This window comes from Pseudomonas capeferrum (genome assembly GCF_000731675.1).
Lineage (GTDB): Bacteria > Pseudomonadota > Gammaproteobacteria > Pseudomonadales > Pseudomonadaceae > Aquipseudomonas > Aquipseudomonas capeferrum.
On record NZ_JMIT01000002.1, the window covers coordinates 566,569 to 585,775 of the forward strand.

The 19,207-nt window shown below is 62.6% G+C and carries 15 protein-coding genes; all 15 read right to left on the reverse strand.

From position 1 onward, the window contains the following. Positions 1-3 precede the first annotated feature (3 nt). The 15 genes from PC358_RS15105 to uppS all read right to left on the reverse strand — a co-directional run bounded on the left by PC358_RS15105 (position 4) and on the right by uppS (position 19,206). Entirely contained in the window at positions 4-1,632 is a 1,629-nt protein-coding gene (locus tag PC358_RS15105; protein ID WP_033700866.1) for a CTP synthase, read from the reverse strand. Positions 1,633-1,900: 268 nt separating this feature from the next. After that, the gene (tilS, locus tag PC358_RS15110) at positions 1,901-3,184 is read right to left on the reverse strand and encodes a tRNA lysidine(34) synthetase TilS (RefSeq protein ID WP_033700867.1); all 1,284 of its coding nucleotides are present in this window, start codon (positions 3,182-3,184) and stop codon (positions 1,901-1,903) included. A 57-nt stretch (positions 3,185-3,241) separates the two neighbouring features. Then, positions 3,242-4,189: an acetyl-CoA carboxylase carboxyltransferase subunit alpha gene (locus PC358_RS15115; protein ID WP_033700869.1), complete on the reverse strand. Its 948-nt coding sequence runs from the start codon at positions 4,187-4,189 to the stop codon at positions 3,242-3,244. Between the two features lie 105 nt (positions 4,190-4,294). Further along, entirely contained in the window at positions 4,295-7,819 is a 3,525-nt protein-coding gene (dnaE, locus tag PC358_RS15120; RefSeq protein ID WP_033700870.1) for a DNA polymerase III subunit alpha, read from the reverse strand. A gap of 107 nt (positions 7,820-7,926) precedes the next feature. Further along, positions 7,927-8,550, reverse strand: coding sequence for a ribonuclease HII (rnhB, locus tag PC358_RS15125; RefSeq protein WP_033700872.1), 624 nt, complete (start codon positions 8,548-8,550; stop codon positions 7,927-7,929). A gap of 1 nt (position 8,551) precedes the next feature. Beyond that, positions 8,552-9,679, reverse strand: a complete 1,128-nt coding sequence (lpxB, locus tag PC358_RS15130) for a lipid-A-disaccharide synthase (RefSeq protein ID WP_033700873.1) — start codon at positions 9,677-9,679, stop codon at positions 8,552-8,554. Between the two features lies 1 nt (position 9,680). Further along, a complete protein-coding gene (gene lpxA / locus PC358_RS15135) occupies positions 9,681-10,457 on the reverse strand; it encodes an acyl-ACP--UDP-N-acetylglucosamine O-acyltransferase (RefSeq protein ID WP_033700874.1) in 777 nt (258 codons plus the stop codon). Continuing rightward, on the reverse strand, positions 10,454-10,894 hold the full coding sequence (fabZ, locus tag PC358_RS15140; protein WP_008094893.1) for a 3-hydroxyacyl-ACP dehydratase FabZ: 441 nt from the start codon (positions 10,892-10,894) through the stop codon (positions 10,454-10,456). Before fabZ ends, lpxA begins: the two co-directional genes overlap by 4 nt. Before the next feature lie 113 nt (positions 10,895-11,007). After that, entirely contained in the window at positions 11,008-12,063 is a 1,056-nt protein-coding gene (gene lpxD / locus PC358_RS15145) for a UDP-3-O-(3-hydroxymyristoyl)glucosamine N-acyltransferase (RefSeq protein WP_033700876.1), read from the reverse strand. Between the two features lies 1 nt (position 12,064). Next, positions 12,065-12,568, reverse strand: coding sequence for an OmpH/Skp family outer membrane protein (locus PC358_RS15150; RefSeq protein WP_027595800.1), 504 nt, complete (start codon positions 12,566-12,568; stop codon positions 12,065-12,067). 44 nt (positions 12,569-12,612) lie between these two features. Continuing rightward, entirely contained in the window at positions 12,613-14,961 is a 2,349-nt protein-coding gene (gene bamA, locus PC358_RS15155) for an outer membrane protein assembly factor BamA (RefSeq protein WP_033700878.1), read from the reverse strand. Positions 14,962-15,035: 74 nt separating this feature from the next. Further along, complete coding sequence (gene rseP / locus PC358_RS15160) at positions 15,036-16,388, reverse strand: RIP metalloprotease RseP (protein WP_033700879.1); 1,353 nt, start codon at positions 16,386-16,388, stop codon at positions 15,036-15,038. Positions 16,389-16,448: 60 nt separating this feature from the next. After that, entirely contained in the window at positions 16,449-17,639 is a 1,191-nt protein-coding gene (gene ispC, locus PC358_RS15165; RefSeq protein ID WP_033700880.1) for a 1-deoxy-D-xylulose-5-phosphate reductoisomerase, read from the reverse strand. After that, the gene (locus PC358_RS15170) at positions 17,636-18,451 is read right to left on the reverse strand and encodes a phosphatidate cytidylyltransferase (RefSeq protein WP_033700881.1); all 816 of its coding nucleotides are present in this window, start codon (positions 18,449-18,451) and stop codon (positions 17,636-17,638) included. The genes ispC and PC358_RS15170 overlap by 4 nt, the downstream gene beginning before the upstream one ends. Next, entirely contained in the window at positions 18,451-19,206 is a 756-nt protein-coding gene (uppS, locus tag PC358_RS15175; protein WP_033700882.1) for a polyprenyl diphosphate synthase, read from the reverse strand. Before uppS ends, PC358_RS15170 begins: the two co-directional genes overlap by 1 nt. Between the last annotated feature and the right edge of the window lies 1 nt (position 19,207).

A 19,207-nucleotide genomic window follows, 5' to 3' on the forward strand; every position in this document is an offset into this window, starting at 1 on the left:
TGATCAGGCCTTGTTCTTCTGAGCCAGGGCTGCCTTGACGAAGCCACTGAACAGCGGGTGGCCGTCACGCGGGGTCGAGGTGAACTCCGGGTGGAACTGGCAGGCGACGAACCATGGGTGGTCCTTGGACTCGACCACTTCCACCAGCGCGCCGTCTTCGGAACGACCGGAGACCACCAGGCCAGCGTCGAGCAGCTGTGGCAGCAGGTTGTTGTTCACTTCGTAGCGGTGACGGTGACGCTCGGTAATCACGTCCTTGCCGTAGCAGTCGTGAACCTTGGAACCCGAGACGATCTGGCAATCCTGTGCGCCCAGGCGCATGGTGCCGCCCAGGTCGGACGCTTCGGTGCGGGTCTCGACGGCACCGGTGGCATCGGCCCACTCGGTGATCAGGCCGACGACCGGGTGGCCGCTGTTGCGGTCGAACTCGGTGGAGTTGGCGTCTTTCCAGCCCATCACGTTACGGGCGAACTCGATCACGGCAACCTGCATGCCCAGGCAGATACCCAGGTACGGCACCTTGTTCTCACGGGCGTATTGCACCGCAGTGATCTTGCCTTCGACGCCGCGCAGGCCGAAACCGCCCGGTACCAGGATGGCATCGGCGCCTTCGAGCAGGCTGGTGCCCTGGTTCTCGATGTCTTCGGAGTCGATGTAGCGCAGGTTGACCTTGGTGCGGTTGGTGATGCCGGCGTGGCTCATCGCTTCGATCAGCGACTTGTACGCATCCAGCAGCTCCATGTACTTGCCGACCATGGCGATGGTCACTTCGTGCTCTGGGTTGAGCTTGGCGTCGACCACTTTGTCCCACTCGGACAGGTCGGCGCTGTTGCACTGCAGGCCGAAGCGCTCGGTGACGAAATCATCCAGGCCCTGAGCATGCAGGATGCCTGGGATCTTGTAGATGGTATCGGCGTCTTCCAGCGCAATCACCGCACGCTCTTCAACGTTGGTGAACTGGGCGATCTTGCGACGCGACGAGCTGTCGATCGGGTGATCGGAGCGGCATACCAGCACGTCAGGCTGCAGGCCGATGGAGCGCAGCTCCTTGACCGAGTGCTGGGTAGGCTTGGTCTTGGTCTCGCCAGCAGTGGCGATGTACGGAACCAGCGTCAGGTGCATCAGCATCGCGCGCTTGGCGCCGACTTCGAAACGCAACTGGCGGATGGCCTCGAGGAACGGCTGCGACTCGATGTCGCCGACGGTACCGCCGATTTCCACCAGGGCCACGTCGGCATCGCCGGCACCCTTGATGATGCGACGCTTGATCTCGTCAGTGATGTGCGGGATGACCTGGATGGTCGCGCCCAGGTAGTCACCACGACGCTCTTTGCGCAGCACGTGCTCGTAGATGCGGCCAGTGGTGAAGTTGTTGTTCTGGGTCATGGTCGTGCGGATGAACCGCTCGTAGTGGCCCAGGTCAAGGTCAGTCTCGGCGCCATCATGGGTGACGAAGACTTCACCGTGCTGGAACGGACTCATGGTGCCAGGATCGACGTTGATGTACGGATCCAGCTTGAGCATGGTGACCTTGAGCCCCCGCGCTTCCAGGATGGCCGCCAGGGAAGCCGAGGCAATGCCTTTCCCCAATGAAGAAACAACACCGCCCGTGACGAATATGTAGCGCGTCATGAAAAACCCTAGAAGTCTGCGTTAAGGCGGCCAGCGCCGCCGGAGAAAGCGAAGGAAGGCCGAAGCCCCCGATCACCTGCGTCAATCACAGTGCATCTCGAAAAACTGCCGCGTCTGTACAAACCAGGGTATCCCCGGCATGGAGCTCGCTCGTCATTTCCAGAATCAGCCCAGCAAAAAACTGCGTGGTAATCGGCAACTGCTGTGTTTTCGAGGAACGCACAGAAGTTGTATCAAGAAGGGAGGGTAGTCTACCGGAATGTACCCTTCAGCTCAAACCTTGCGCGTTCGTCGGAGGCAGCCAATGCAGCTGGCAATCCGCCTGACCGAGTTCGGGCAGATTGGCCACTGCCAGCAAGCGCTCGCCCTGATAGAGCAACGGCAGGCGCGCACGCACGAAATACGGCACCTGCAGCGCGTTGAGCAAACGCTTCAGGTCGCGCCGGCCGCGCCCTGCAAGTTCAAGCACTTCACCGCCCTGGCGATAGCGGATACACAGCCCGGCCAGGGGCTGGGGCGCGGTCAACCGCACACTGCCGTTGCCTGGCAATGTCAGCACCACAGAGGGCTCGGGCCAGGCGAACTCGCCTTGCGGTGCCTGCAGCCAGTCACCGCTCAACCACCAGATACGGCCGTTGCTGCGCAGCAACCGGCCGTCGGCTAGGCGCCAGACCGGCTGGGCGTCGGCTGCGGCATCACGCAGATCGGCCCAGCCAGCCCAGTGACGCGCGTCGGGCAACCGGGTGCGAACGCTGAGCCAGTATTGCAGGGCATTGCGCTGACGAGCGGGCGTCAGCGCCGTGAGCACTGCAAGGTCGAGGGAATCCAGCCGCGCCCAGGGCGCAGCAGCGCCCTCCCCGGCCTTGGCCAGATCGGCCTGGGCCACTTCATCCAGCAGCCCCAGCGCTTCACCCAGGTGCTCGGCGCAACGGGCCAGGTTCTGGCTGGCCTGCGGCCAACGCTGCTGCAGCACGGGGAACACTTTGCCGCGCAAATAGTTGCGGGCAAAGGCGGTGTCGCTGTTAGAGGGGTCTTCAATCCAGCTTAACCTCTGGATTTGGGCATACGCCTGCAACTGTTGGCGCGCAATCCCCAGCAATGGCCTGGCCAGGGTGCCCTGCCCCAGCGCCCGCTGGGCCGGCATCGCGGCCAAACCGCGCAGGCCGCTGCCGCGCAACAGACGAAAGAGCAAGGTTTCTGCCTGGTCTTCGCGATGTTGCCCGGTGAATAGCACTTCACCGGGGCCGAGCCGTTGCTTGAATGCCGCGTAACGGGCATCGCGGGCAGCCTGCTCGAGGCTGGCACCGGGTGCGACCTGGACGTGTATCACGCTGAGCGGGATGCCTAGCGTGGCGCAGACATGCGTGCAGTGCGCCGGCCAGGCGTCAGCCGCAGGCTGTAGGCCATGATGGATATGGATGGCGTGCAGAGGAGGCGCTGGGTGAGTACGGGCGTAATCGGCCAGCAGGTGCAGGAGGACGGTGGAGTCGAGGCCGCCGGAGAAAGCGATGTGCCAGGCGGGGGCTTGAAGCCAGGGGGTGAGGTTGAGCATGAGGGCCTCACACGGCTTGGAATCGCTGGGGCCGCAAAGCGGCCCCAGCAATATGCATCAGAGGCCGTAGCTCATCAGACGCTCGTAGCGACGGGCCAACAGCGCGTCATTATCAAGCTTGCCAAGCATGTCCAGCTGCTGCACAAGGTCGGCACGAATGCTTTCCGCCATCTGCGCCGGGTCACGGTGGGCGCCGCCCAGCGGCTCCTGAATCACCTTGTCGACGATGTTCAGGCTCTTCAGGCGCTCGGCCGTGATGCCCATGGCCTCGGCGGCATCGGCAGCCTTGTCGGCGGTCTTCCACAGGATCGAAGCGCAACCTTCTGGCGAGATCACCGAGTAGGTGGAGTACTGCAGCATGTTCAGCTGATCACACACACCAATGGCCAGCGCACCGCCTGAACCACCCTCACCGATCACGGTGGCGATGATTGGCGTCTTCAGGCGCGCCATGACGCGCAGGTTCCAAGCGATCGCTTCGCTCTGGTTGCGCTCTTCGGCGTCGATGCCCGGGTAGGCGCCCGGTGTGTCGATGAAGGTCAGGATCGGCATCTTGAAGCGCTCGGCCATTTCCATCAGGCGGCACGCCTTGCGGTAGCCCTCTGGGCGTGGCATGCCGAAGTTGCGGCGCACTTTCTCGCGCACTTCACGGCCCTTCTGGTGGCCGATGACCATCACCGCCTGGCCATCCAGGCGCGCAGTACCGCCCACGATCGCGGCGTCGTCGGAGAAGTGGCGGTCACCGTGCAGCTCTTCGAATTCGGTGAAGATGTGCTGCAGGTAGTCCAGGGTGTATGGACGACGCGGGTGACGGGCCAGGCGGGCGATCTGCCAGCTGGTCAGGTTGCCGAAGATGCTTTCGGTCAGGGTATTGCTCTTGTCTTGCAGACGGGCAATTTCATCGCTGATGTTCAGCGAGTTGTCGTTACCCACCAGGCGCAGCCCTTCGATCTTGGCTTGCAGGTCGGCAATCGGCTGTTCGAAATCGAGGAAATTCGGGTTCATAGGCATCCGTCTTGGGTCTACGGCCAGGCGGCCGGCCGGTTGATCCGTTTGGCGCCCTACCTTAAGGGATCGGGCGCATTCAGGTCGAGATTAAAATTCGTCGATTCAACGATATTGCAGGAAGACGTTCTCACGCCCGAACTGGTCACGCAGAGCCTGAATCAGGCCGTCGGCCGGGTCGATCGACCATTCATCGGCGAACTGCAGCATGGCCTTGGCGTCACTGCCGGTGTACTCCAGGGTGATCGGGCAGCCGCCGCGGTGCCGGGTGATCAGCTCACCCAGCCAGTTCAGGCGGTCGCCCTTGAGCGCATCATGGGCGACTTTCAGGCGCAGGCTTTCGGCCAGACGCGTGCGGGCATCTTCCATGGTCATCACCTGCTTGACCCGCAGGCGCAGGCCACCGGAGAAGTCATCGTTGCTGACCTCGCCTTCGACCACGACCATGGCATCGTTCTGCAACAGTGACTGGGCAGCCATGAAGGAGTCGGCAAACAGCGACGCCTCGATACGCCCAGAGCGGTCATCAAGCGTGACGAAACCCATCTTGTCACCCTTCTTGTTCTTCATTACCCGCAGGGCAATGATCATGCCGGCGATCGTCTGCGACTCACGGGACGGCTTCAGGTCGATGATGCGCTGGCGGGCGAAACGGCGAATCTCGCTTTCGTACTCATCAATCGGGTGGCCGGTGAGGTACAGGCCAAGCGTGTCCTTCTCGCCTTTGAGGCGCTCTTTGAGGGTGAGTTCGCGGACCTTGCGGTGGTTGGCATAGACGTCCGAATCGGCCTCCACGAACAACCCGCCGAACAGATCGACATGGCCACTGTCGGCGGTACGTGCGGTCTGCTCGGCAGACTTGACCGCCTCTTCCAGCGCCGCCAGCAAGGTTGCGCGGTTGCGGTCGATGTTGGCCTGGTAGGCCTTGATTTCGTCATGGAAGTACGGGCCGAGGCGGTCCAGTGCACCACTGCGGATCAGCGCATCGAGGGTGCGCTTGTTGACGCGCTTGAGGTCGACGCGCTCACAGAAATCGAACAGGTCCTTGAACGGCCCGCCCTGCGCACGCACTTCGACGATGGCTTCGACCGGCCCCTCGCCCACACCCTTGATCGCGCCCAAGCCATAGACGATACGGCCATCGTCGTTGACGGTGAACTTGAAGTCGGAGGTGTTCACATCAGGCGCGTCGAGGCGCAGCTTCATGCTGCGCACTTCCTCGATCAGCACCACCACCTTGTCGGTGTTGTGCATATCCGCCGACAACACCGCCGCCATGAACGGCGCCGGGTAGTGGGTCTTGAGCCAGGCGGTCTGGTACGACACCAGGCCATAGGCGGCAGAGTGAGATTTGTTGAAACCGTAACCGGCGAACTTCTCTACCAGGTCGAAGATGTTACCTGCCAGGTCACCATCAATACCGTTATTGGCGCAACCTTCGATGAAACCGCCGCGCTGCTTGGCCATTTCCTCGGGCTTTTTCTTACCCATGGCACGACGCAGCATGTCGGCACCGCCCAGGGTATAGCCGGCCATGACCTGGGCAATCTGCATCACCTGCTCTTGATACAGGATGATGCCGTAGGTGGGCGCCAGTACCGGCTGCAGGCCGTCATACTGGTAATCCGGGTGCGGGTAGGCCAGCTCGGCGCGGCCGTGCTTGCGGTTGATGAAGTCGTCCACCATGCCCGACTGCAGCGGGCCCGGGCGGAACAGCGCCACCAGTGCGATAAGGTCTTCCAGGCAGTCCGGCTTGAGCTTCTTGATCAGCTCCTTCATGCCGCGCGATTCGAGCTGGAACACCGCCGTGGTCTCGGCTTTTTGCAGCAGCTCGTAGGTCTTGCGGTCATCCAGCGGAATGAAGTCGATGTTCAGGTCCGGCAGGCCCTGCTTGGCCTGCTCACGGTTGATCGTCTCCATCGCCCACTTGATGATGGTCAGTGTGCGCAGGCCGAGGAAGTCGAACTTGACCAGCCCGGCGGCCTCGACATCGTCCTTGTCGAACTGGGTCACCAGGCCGCCGCCTTCTTCGTCACAGGCGATCGGCGAGAAGTCGGTGAGTTTGGTCGGGGCGATTACCACGCCACCGGCGTGTTTGCCGGTACCACGGGTGACGCCCTCGAGCTTGAGGGCCATGTCCCAGATCTCGCGGGCATCTTCGTCGCCCTTGAGGAAGTCACGCAGGATTTCTTCCTGCTCGTAGGCCTTCTCCAGGGTCATGCCGACTTCGAAGGGGATCATCTTCGACAGGCGGTCGGCCAGGCCGTAGGACTTGCCCTGCACCCGCGCCACGTCGCGCACCACCGCCTTGGCGGCCATGGTACCGAAGGTGATGATCTGGCTGACCGCGTTACGCCCATAGGCATCGGCCACATATTCAATGACCCGGTCGCGGCCATCCATGCAGAAGTCGACGTCGAAGTCGGGCATGGATACACGTTCAGGGTTGAGGAAGCGCTCGAACAGCAGGTCGTAGGCCAGCGGGTCGAGGTCGGTGATCTTCAGCACGTAGGCGACCAGCGAACCGGCACCCGAACCCCGGCCCGGGCCCACCGGTACACCGTTGTTCTTGGCCCACTTGATGAAGTCCATAACGATCAGGAAGTAGCCCGGGAAGCCCATCTGGATGATGATATCCAGCTCGAACTTCAGGCGGTCCAGGTAGACCTGGCGCTTTTCTTCATAGTCTGGCGTGGTCTCCTTGGGCCAGAGCACCGCCAGGCGCTCCTCCAGGCCTTCATGGGAGACATGGCGCAGATAATCGTCGATGCCCATGCCGTTGGGCGTGGGGAAGTCGGGCAGGAAGTGCTTGCCCAACTGCACCTGGATGTTGCAACGCTTGGCGATTTCGACGGTGTTGGCGATGGCGTCGGGCAGGTCGCTGAACAGCTCGGCCATTTCGTCCGAGCTCTTGAGGTACTGCTGGTCGCTGTAGTTACGCGGGCGACGCGGGTCGTCCAGGGTCCAGCCCTCACCGATGCAGACACGGGTTTCGTGGGCATCGTAGTCGGCCTGCTTGATGAAGCGCACATCGTTGGTCGCCACCAGCGGTGCGCCAACCTTGTCGGCCAGAGCCACGGCGGCGTGCACGTATTCTTCGTCGCGCGCGCGGTTGGTGCGCTGCACTTCGACGTAGAAGCGCTCGGGGAACATGCCCAGCCAATCGCGCAGCAGCGCTTCGGCCTCTTCAACCCTGCCACCCAGCAGCGCCGCGCCGATGTCACCTTCCTTGCCGGCGGACAAAGCGATCAGGCCCTCGCTGGCGGGGGCGATCCATTCACGCTGCAGAATCACCAGGCCATTGCGCTGGCCTTCGACCCAGCCCCGCGAAATCAGCTCGGTGAGGTTGCGGTAGCCCGTGGGGTTCATCGCCAGGAAGCAGATGCGCGACAACGGTGCTTCCGGGTCGGCCCCGGCCAGCCACAGGTCGGCACCACAGATCGGCTTGATCCCGGCGCCCATGGCGGTCTTGTAGAACTTCACCAGCGAGCACATGTTGCTCTGGTCGGTGATCGCCACCGCCGGCATGTTCATCCCCGCCAGCGCCTTGGCCAGCGGCTTGATCCGCACCAGACCGTCGACCAGCGAGAATTCGGAGTGCACGCGAAGGTGAACGAAGGGAACCGACATGGATGATCCTGTAGCAGAACGACAAGGGCGGGATTGTAGCGCAAAAGCGAGGGTATTTTGGGGCTACTGTGCAGCCCCGCGAAGGGCCGCGCAGCGGCACTGACAGGCTAAATCAAGGAATCGACAACGCCTTCACGCGCTTCCCAGGCCGCCCGCACAGGCGCGAAGGAACGCCGATGAATGGGCGTCGGCCCAAGCCGCGCCAGGGCCTCAAGGTGTACCGGCGTCGGGTAGCCCTTGTGCCCACCGATGCCATAACCGGGGTAGATCAGCTCGAACGCGCTCATCTCCCGGTCACGTGTCACCTTGGCCAGGATCGACGCCGCCGCGATCGCCGGCACCTGGCTATCGCCCTTGATCACCGGCGCCGCAGGCACTGCGAGTTTCGGGCAGCGGTTGCCGTCGATCAGTGCCAGCTTGGGCGTAACGTGCAGGCCCTCGACCGCGCGCTGCATCGCCAGCATGGTGGCCTGAAGGATGTTCAGGCGGTCGATTTCGTCGACCTCGGCGCGGGCAATGCAAAAGCTCAGTGCCTTTTCGCAGATTTCGTCGAACAACGCTTCGCGCTTGGCTTCGGTGAGCTTCTTCGAATCATTCAGGCCCAGAATCGGCCGTGCCGGATCGAGGATCACGGCAGCGGTGACCACCGCCCCGCACAGCGGGCCACGGCCGACTTCATCGACACCGGCGACCAGGTCTTCGACCAGGTTGAAATCCAGTCCTATTTGCATGTCAGCGGTCCTTGAGCAAAGCCAGCACCGCCTCGGCCGCCTGGTTGGAGGCGTCCCGGCGCAGGGTGCGGTGAATCTCGTCGAAACGTTCGGTCTGCTGGCTGCCGTCGGCCACCAAGGGGGCCAAGGTCTGCGCCAGGGCTTCGCTGGTGGCGTCATCCTGCAGCAGCTCAGGCACAAGCGCACGCTGGGCCAGCAGGTTGGGCAACGACACGTAGGGGCTTTTCACCAGGCGCTTGAGAATCCAGTAGGTCAGCGGCGCCAGGCGGTAGGCCACCACCATGGGCCGCTTGTACAGCAGGGCCTCCAGGGTGGCGGTACCTGACGCAATCAGCACCGCATCACAGGCCGCCAAGGCCTGGTGCGACTGGCCGTCGAGCAGGGTCAGCGGCAGCTCGCGCCCTTCGAGCATCTGCTCGACCTGGGCACGCCGCGCGGCATTGGCACACGGCAGCACGAAGCGCACACCTGGCACCCGCTCGCGCAAGCGCTCGGCCGCATTGAGGAACAGCGCGCCCAGGCGCCCGACCTCCCCACCACGGCTGCCTGGCATCAGTGCAACCACCGGGCCATGGCCCAGGCCAAGCTCACTGCGCGCCGCCTGCCGATCCGCTTCGAGGGGGATGGTGTCGGCCAGCGGGTGGCCGACAAAGCGCACCGGCACACCCTGCTCTTCGTAGAACCGCGCCTCAAACGGCAGCAGTGTCAGCATCAGGTCGCAGCCTTCACGGATCTTCAGCACGCGCTTCTGCCGCCAGGCCCACACGGAAGGGCTGACGTAGTGCACGGTCTTGATGCCGGCCTGACGCAATTTCAATTCGATATTGAGGGTGAAATCCGGGGCGTCGATACCGATAAACACATCGGGCTTTTCGGCGATCAGCGTCTGGATCAGCAGTTTACGGCGCTTGAGCAGCTCGCGCAGGCGCCCCAGCACTTCGACCAGGCCCATCACGGCCAGGCGTTCCATGGGGAAGTAGGACTGCAGGCCTTCGGCTTCCATCAAGGGGCCGCCAACGCCGATGAACCGTACGTCGGGATGGCGGGCCTTGAGGGCGCGCATCAAGCCGGAACCGAGAATATCGCCGCTGGCCTCACCCGCGACCAGGGCTACGCAAAGCTGGGCCATGTCAGCGCGTGATGCCGCGTGCGGAATTCAGGATCGACTGACGGAACAGCTCGACCTCGGGGTGCTGGGCTGCCGGCTCGTCCAGCGCCTTGATTGCATCTTCGACGGTCAGGCCCTGGCGATAGACGATCTTGTAGCAACGCCGCAGGGTATGAATGACCTCGTCGCTGAAACCCCGGCGGCGCATGCCTTCGAAGTTCATGCTTCGGGCTTCGGCCGGGCTGCCGAACACCGTGACGAAGGCCGGCACGTCCTTGCCGATCGCCGTACCCATGCCAGAAAACGCATGAGCACCGATATGGCAGTACTGGTGCACCAGGGTGTACCCGGACAGAATCGCCCAGTCGCCGACGTGCACATGCCCGGCCAACGCGGTGTTGTTCACCAGAATGCAATGATTACCGATGACACTGTCGTGACCGATGTGCGCATAGGCCATGATCAGGTTGTGATCGCCCAGGGTGGTTTCGGCACGGTCCTGAACGGTACCGCGGTGAATGGTCACGCCCTCGCGGATCACATTGTGATCGCCAATCACCAGACGGGTCGGCTCACCCTTGTACTTGAGGTCAGGGGTGTCTTCGCCGATCGAGGAAAACTGGTAGATACGGTTGTGCTTGCCGATACGGGTCGGCCCTTTGAGCACCACATGCGGGCCAATGATGGTGCCCTCCCCGATTTCGACATCGGGGCCTACGATCGACCACGGGCCCACCTCGACACCATCGGCCAGCTTGGCCGATGGGTCGATGATGGCCCGTGGATCAATCGAATTCATAGGGAGCGTTCCGCGCAGGTGATCTGTGCCGAGCATACAGGCTTGCCGTCGACCAGGGCGCGGCATTCGAATTTCCAGATCATGCTCTTGCGGCTGAGGAACTTGGCTTCCAGCACAAGCTGGTCACCCGGCAATACCGGCTGACGGAAACGCAGTTTGTCGGAACCGACAAAGTAGTACAGGGTGCCATCAGCCGGCTTGGCATCAAGCATCTTGAAACCGAGAATACCGGCCGCCTGGGCCATGGCCTCGATGATCAGAACGCCCGGCATGATCGGGTGGGCCGGGAAATGGCCATTGAAGAACGGCTCGTTGATGCTGACATTCTTGTAGGCACGAATGCTCTGGGCCTCGAAGTCCAGATCCGTCACGCGGTCCACCAGCAGGAACGGGTAACGGTGAGGCAGGTATTCGCGAATCTCGTTGATGTCCATCATTTCGGGGGGAAGCCTGTAATAAGAATAGGGAGCGCAGGTGCTGACCACGCGCTCCTTTTGCAGTCCAAAGAGGAGCCAGCTAGCGTCTGTTCACTCTTGCTCAGGGAATGGTATCAGCCTTCTGATGCCGGCTGGCCACCTGAGGTCACGGTATCGATGCGCTTTTCCACCTGCTGGAGACGCTTGGCCATGTCGTCCAGGTGGCGGATACGCGCGGCGCTCTTGCGCCAGTCAGCCAATGGCTGCATGGCAGTGCCGGAAGAATAGGCACCCGGTTCGGTGATCGATCGGGTCACCATGGTCATGCCAGACACGAAAACGTTATCACAGACGTCAATATGGCCCACCATGCCGACACCGCCCGCAATGGTGCAGTGCTTACCGATGCGCGTGCTGCCGGAAATGCCAACACAGGCAGCCATGGCCGTGTGCTCGCCGATCTGGACGTTATGGGCGATCTGGATCTGGTTGTCGAGTTTGACCCCGTCGGCAATGCGCGTGTCAGACAGCGCACCACGGTCAATGGCCGTATTGACGCCGATTTCCACATCATCGCCGATGGTCACGCCGCCAATCTGGGCAATCTTGCGCCACACGCCCTTCTCGTTGGCGAAGCCGAAGCCTTCGCCACCGATCACCGCACCCGACTGGATGACGACACGCTTGCCGATGGTCACGTCATGGTACAGGGTGACCCGTGGCGCCAGCCAACCACCCTCGCCGATGACGCAGCGGGCACCGACCACGCAATGAGCACCGATGCTGACATTGGCCGCAATCCGCGCACCGCTCTCGACGACCGCGAACGGGCCGATGCTGGCACTGGCATCCACCTGCGCATCTTCTGCTACCACGGCGCTGGGATGAACTCCCGCCACAGCCTTGGGCTTGGGATCGAACAGATGGGAAATGCGTGCATAGGCCAGGTACGGATCAGCGACGATCAGTGCGTTGCCGGCAAAGCCTTCAGCATCCGCAGCCTTTAGCAGTACCGCTGCCGCCTGGCTGTTATCCAGGAATTTGCGGTACTGCGGGTTGGCGAGGAAGCTCAATTGACCGGGCCCGGCCTCCTGCAAGGTGGCCAGCCCGGTAATCTGCAGCGCCTCGGGCCCCTTGAGGGTGGCCCCGAGGGCTTCGGCCAGCTGGCCAAGCGTCATGGTCAAGGTCATATCAACGGGCTTGGTTCATGCGCTCGATGACTTGGCGGGTGATGTCGTACTGAGGTTTGACATCGATGACCGCGCCACGCTCGAGGACCAGGTCGAAACCGCCCTTCTTGATCACTTCCTCGACAGCGCCGTCCAGCTTGGGCTTGAGCTGCTTGAGCATGTCGCGATCAGCAACGGCCTTGGCTTCGTTCAGTTCCTTGGACTGGAACTGGAAGTCGCGGGCCTTTTGCTTGAACTCGAGCTCCAGGCGCTCACGCTCCTGCTGCTGCATCTTGTCGCCGCCTTTGATCAGGCGGTCCTGGATGCCCTTGGCGCTGCTTTCCAGGCTCTTGAGCTTGGTCAGTTGCGGGCCGAATTTTTTCTCGGCATCGACCGCGTACTTCTTGGCGGCATCCGATTCAAGCAGGGCCATCTGATAGTTCAGGACGGCAACCTTCATTTCGGCGAAAGCCGGGGTGGCGACCAGCGCCGCGGCCAAGATGGCCAGTTGAGTCAACTTACGCACGATGCACTCCTGGATAAACCGTTGTCGTTATGCAAGGGCCGACCTTAGAAGGTCTGGCCCAGAGAGAATTGGAACACCTGGGTATCGGCGTCGTCCGGTTTCTTGATCGGCATCGCCAGGCTGAAGCTCAACGGGCCCAGCGCAGTAATCCAGGTCACACCCAGGCCCACGGAGCTGGCCATGTCCGAGAAACCGACCTTGGCGCAATCAGGCTTGGAACCGCAATTGGTGTCGAACACGTTACCCACGTCCCAGAACACGGAAGTGCGCAGCGAACGCTGGTCTTTGACGAACGGCAGCGGGAACAGCAGTTCTACACCACCCTGGACCAGCACGTTGCCACCGAACGGCAGCGGATCCTGATCCGGGTCTTCGATAGTGCCCGGGTTGGTACCCTTACTCGGCGTGCTGCGGGGGCCCAGGCTGCTGTCCTTGAAGCCACGGACGGAGTTGAAGCCACCCGCGTAGTAGTTCTCGTAGAACGGCAGGCCGGAAGTGCCACCGAAACCATCACCATAGCCCAGTTCAGTGTGCAGGCGCAGGGTGTAGTCGTTATTGATCGGCTTGAACAACTGGCCACGGTAGTCGAGCTTGTAGAACGACAGGTCGCTGCCCGGGATGGTGGATTCCAGGGTCAAACTTTGGGAGTGACCACGGGTAGCCAACACGCCTTTGTTCAAGGTCGACTCGGACCAGCCGATCGACGCTTTGAAGTTGAGGAAGCTATCGCCCTCTTCTTCGAGGAAATTGAAGATCTCGTCAACGGTGTATTTGCCGGTCTTGATCTTGTCCTGCTGCACGCTCAGGCCGTAGGTCAGGCGCGAGGTCTCGCTGATCGGGTAACCCAGGCTGACGCCGGCGCCAAGGCTGTCGACCGCATAGCTGGCAACGTCGACATCGAGGTCGTCGTAGTCGGTGCTGCGGTAGAAGGCGTTGTAGCCCAGGCTGACGCCGTCGGCAGTGAAGTAGGGGTCGACGAAGCCGAAGTTGTATCGGGTCTGGTACTCGGAACGGGTCAGGCCGACGGACACCTTGTTACCGGTACCCAGGAAGTTGCTCTGGCTGATCGAGCCGCCAAGGATCAGGCCGGCGCTCTGGGCAAAACCGACGCTGGCGGTGATCGAGCCGGAGGCTTGTTCTTCGACGCTGTAGTTGACGTCGACCTGGTCATCGGTGCCAGGCACCGGTGGCGTTTCGACGTTGACTTCCTTGAAGAAGCCCAGACGCTCAAGACGGGTCTTGGACTGGTCGATCAGGTAGGTCGAAGCCCAGCCGCCTTCCATCTGGCGCATCTCGCGACGTAGCACTTCGTCTTCGGTCTTGGTGTTGCCGCGATAGTTGATGCGGTTGACGTAGGCACGCTTGCCCGGGTCGACCACGAACATGATATCGACGGTGTGGTCTTCATCGTTGGGCTGCGGCACGCCGTTGACGTTGGCGAAGGTATAGCCTTCGTTACCCAGGCGACGGGTGATCAGCTCGGACGTGGTGGTCATCACCTTGCGCGAGAATACCTGGCCCGGCTGCACCAGCAGCAGCGACTTGACCTGGTCTTCAGGGACCTTGAGGTCACCGGAGAGCTTCACGTCACGGACGGTGTACTTCTCGCCTTCGTTGATGTTGACGGTGATGTAGACGTGCTTCTTGTCTGGCGTGATGGACACCTGGGTAGAGGCGATATCCATGTTGATGTAGCCGCGGTCCAGGTAGTAGGAACGCAGACGCTCCAGGTCACCGGACAGTTTTTCACGGGCGTACTTGTCGTCGTTCTTGAAGAACGACAGCCAGTTGGTGGTTTTCAGCTCGAACAGCTGCGACAGCTCTTCGTCGTCGAAGACGTTGTTGCCCACCACGTTGATGTGCTGGATGGCGGCGACGGTGCCTTCGTTGATCTTGATTTTCAGCGCGACGCGGTTGCGCGGCTGCGGCACGACTTCGGCGTCGACCTCGGCCGAGTAGCGGCCCTGGGCCACGTACTGGCGCTGCAGCTCGTTACGCACACCTTCGAGGGTGGCGCGCTGGAAGATTTCACCTTCGGCCAGGCCCGACTGCTTCAGGCCCTTCATCAGGTCTTCGGTGCTGATCGCCTTGTTGCCTTCGATCTCGATGCTCGACACCGACGGGCGCTCGACCACGTTGATGATCAGGACATTGCCATCGCGGTTCAGCTGGATGTCCTGGAAGAAACCGGTCTTGAACAGGGAACGGGTCGAGTCCACGAGACGCCGATCGTCGGCCTGGTCGCCCACGTTCAGGGGCAAGGCACCGAAGACGCTGCCGGCGGATACCCGCTGCAGGCCGTTGACACGAATATCGGAGATGGTGAAGGACTCGGCGTGAACTTCAGCGATCATCAGTGCGGAGAGGACCGCAGTTAGCAGCAGACGTTTCATGAAGTCCTTTTATTCCAACTGGCAATAAACAACCCGCCGCGAATAGACGGCGGGTTCGCAATTGAGCGAAGCTTTTAAAGTCGACCCAGATCGTTGATCAGGGCGAGCAACATCACCCCTATGACCAAACTGATACCGATCTGGACCCCCCAACCTTGTACCCGGTCCGACAGCGGACGACCGCGCGCCCACTCAACCAGGTAAAACAGCAAATGCCCCCCATCCAGTACTGGAATGGGCAGCAGGTTAAGAACCCCCAGGCTTATGCTCAGGTAGGCCAGGAAATTCAGGAAATCCCCCACGCCGGACTGGGCTGAAGCGCCCGCCACTTTAGCAATGGTTATCGGTCCGCTCAAGTTTTTTACCGAGAGCTCTCCGAACAGCATTTTCTTCAGCGACTCGAGGGTCAGGACACTCATGTTCCAGGTGCGCGACAAGCCCTCGCCCACCGCTTCCAGCGGGCCATAGCTGACTTCGCGAAGCATGTTGGCAGGCCATTCGCCACCTTTTACCCCTGCCCCCAGGTAGCCGCCCGAGGCCTTACCCTCGCCCCGCTGCGCCAGGGTTACCGGCACATCCAGGGCAGCGCCGTCGCGCTCCACACGTACCACCACCTTGGCATGCGGGCGGGCGCGCACGGCATCGACCACCTGCTGCCATTCGGTGACGACCACACCGTCGATGGCCAGCAACTTGTCGCCCGTCTTCAAGCCCGCCGCTGCGGCCGGCCCTTTCGATTCGATTTCGGCCAGCACCGGCACGATCACCGGGCGCCAGGGGCGCAAGCCCAGGGACTGGATAGGGTCCGGTTCGTCAGCGCCTTTCAGCCAGTGGTCCAGCTTGATCTGCAGTTGACGCTCGGCGCTGGCGCCTTCATCGCGCACGCCCACCTGCAGGGTGCCGCTCTCGCCCAGGCGGCGCACCAGTTGCAGGTTGACCGCTGACCAACCGCTGGTCGGTTTGCCATCGATGGATACGATTTCCTGACCAGCGGCCAGGCCTGCCGAGGCTGCCTGGCTGCCTACCTCGACCCCACCGATGACCGGGCGGATCTGCTGGGTGCCGAGCATGGCCAGCAGCCAGAAGAACACGATGGCCAAGAGGAAATTGGCAATCGGCCCTGCTGCGACGATGGCAATGCGCTGACGCACGGATTTGCGATTGAACGACTGGTCGGCCAGCGCAGGCGGTACATCGCCTTCGCGCTCGTCGAGCATCTTGACGTAGCCACCCAGCGGGATCGCTGCCACCACGAACTCGGTACCCTGCCGATCATGCCAGCGCAGCAGCGGCGTGCCGAAGCCTACCGAAAAACGCAGCACCTTGACGCCGCAGCGTCGGGCCACCCAGAAGTGGCCGAATTCGTGAAACGTGACCAGAACACCCAACGCCACCAGGGTGCCGACAATCATGTAGAGCGCAGTCATATCTTTCTCCAGATGACGTTCAGCAGAACGACGTTTCGCACAAGCCCTGGCAGGCCTGCATCAGTGACCGTGACGCCTCAACCACTCGCGGGACAACTCCCGGGCACGCTGGTCGGCGGCAAATACCGCGTCCAACGATGCCAGTGGCACTACGGGCTCCTGATCGAGCACCTGTTCGATCATACCCGCGATCTCCGGGAAGCGGATACGCCGCTGCAGAAATGCCTCGACCGCCACTTCATTGGCCGCGTTGAGCACTGCGGGCGCGCTGTTGCCGGCCTCGGCAGCCTGCCGCGCCAGGCGCAGGCAAGGGAAGCGCTGTTCGTCAGGGGCCTGGAAATCCAGACGCGCGATGGCGAACAAGTCCAGCGGGGCAACCCCGGAATCAATACGCTCTGGCCAGGCCAGCGCGTTGGCGATAGGCGTGCGCATGTCGGGGTTACCCAACTGGGCGAGGACCGAACCGTCCACGTAATCCACCAGCGAGTGGATCACGCTCTGCGGGTGCACCACCACCTCGACCTTGGCGGGCGAGGCATCGAACAACCAGCACGCCTCGATCAACTCCAGGCCCTTGTTCATCATACTGGCCGAATCCACGGAAATCTTGCGCCCCATGGACCAGTTGGGATGGGCGCAGGCCTGTTCCGGGGTGACATCGGCGAGCGCCGCATGCGGTGTTTCGCGGAACGGGCCGCCCGACGCGGTGAGCAGGATGCGGCGCACACCCACCTGGCTCAGGCCACGGGCATAGTCACCCGGCAGGCACTGGAAGATCGCATTGTGCTCGCTGTCGATCGGCAACAGCACGGCACCACTGCGCCGCACCGCCTCCATGAACAGCGCGCCAGACATCACCAGCGCCTCCTTGTTGGCCAGCAGCACCTTCTTGCCCGCCTCGACGGCCGCCAAGGTCGGTCGCAGCCCGGCCGCGCCTACGATGGCCGCCATGACCGCATCCACTTCCGCAGCCGCGGCCACCTGGCACAGCCCCGCCTCGCCTTCCAGCACCTGCGTGGCACAACCCGCTGCCGCCAGGCCGTCACGTAAACGTGCAGCCCCCTCGGCACTTGGCACCACCGCAAACTCGGGACGATGGCGCACGCACAACGCCAGCAGCTCATCGATGCGCGAGTAACCGCTCAATGCGAAAACCGAGTAACGCTCGGGATGACGCGCGATCACATCCAGCGTGCTCAGGCCAATGGAGCCTGTGGCGCCAAGCACGGTGATGCGTTGCACCGCACTCACATCACACCCCATTCGGCAGCCCACAGCAGCACCGCAAACAGCGGGATGGCTGCGGTCAGGCTGTCGATGCGGTCAAGTACGCCACCATGGCCGGGCAGCAGGTTACTGCTGTCCTTGATGCCGGAACGGCGCTTGAACATGCTTTCGGTCAGGTCACCGATCACCGAGGCCATGACCACCAGCGCCGCGCCCAGCAGGCCCAGCAAAATCTGGCCGATGCCCCAGTCGCGGCTGATACCGACTGCCAGGGTGATGACCAGGCTGACGACCAGGCCGCCATAGACGCCTTCCCAACTCTTGCCCGGGCTGACCTGCGGCGCCAGCTTGCGCTTGCCGAAGGCTCGCCCAGAGAAATAGGCACCGATGTCGGCGGCCCATACCAGCACCATCACCGACAGGATCAGCCAGTTGCCCAGCGGCCAGTGCTTGAGCAGCACCAGGCCCTGCCACGCCGGTAGCAATACCAGCAGGCCGATCAGCAGGCGACAGGCCGCACTGGCCCACAGTTCGCTGCTGCGCGGGTAGGTCAGCACCAGCCAGGTAGCCAGTGCCCACCAGATCACCGACGCACCGAGCACCCAGGGCGCCAGGTCAGGCATCAGGTGCAGCAGCATCAGCGCACCGCCGACGACGGCGGCATAGGCAATGCGCAGCGGCTGGGCCATCAAACCGGCCAGGCGCGCCCACTCCCAGGCCCCGAGGGTGACCACGAAGCCGATGAACAGGGCGAAATCCCCACCATTGAGCAGGAAGAAGCCACCCAGCGCGACCGGCAACAGGATCAGCGCGGTAATGATGCGTTGTTTAAGCATTAAGCACGAGCTCCAGCCTCGACCTGCTCGCTGGTCTTACCGAAGCGGCGCTGGCGCGAAGCGAAATCGGCCAGGGCATTGCGCATGGCCTCGTGTTTGAAGTCCGGCCAGTACAGGTCGGAGAAATACAGCTCGGCATAGGCCAGCTGCCACAGCAGGAAATTGCTGATGCGCCGCTCGCCACCGGTACGGATACACAAGTCGGGCAGCGGCAACTCGCCCGTGGACAGGCAGGTTTGCAGCAGACCCGGCGTAATGTCGTCCGGGCGCAGATGGCCGGCCTGTACTTCCCGCGCCAGGCGCTGGGCAGCCTGGGCGATGTCCCACTGGCCACCGTAGTTGGCCGCGATCTGCAGTATGAAGCGGTTGTTGCCGGCGGTCAGCGCTTCGGCCTCACGCATGGCAGCCTGCAGCTCGGGATGGAAGCGTGAGCGATCGCCGATGATGCGCAAGCAGATGTTGTTCTCGTTGAGGCGGCGAGCCTCACGGCGCAAGGCCGAGAAGAACAGCTCCATCAGCGCACCGACTTCTTCGGCGGGGCGTTGCCAGTTCTCGCTGGAGAAGGCGAACAGGGTCAGGACCTCGACCCCCGATTCGGCACAGACTTCGATGACCGCGCGAACGGCATCGACGCCAGCCTTGTGCCCGGCAACACCGGGCAACAGGCGCTTCTTCGCCCAACGGTTGTTGCCATCCATGATGATCGCGACGTGTCGCGGCACCGAGGACGGCGCCGCTGGCTTGGTCTTTTCCATT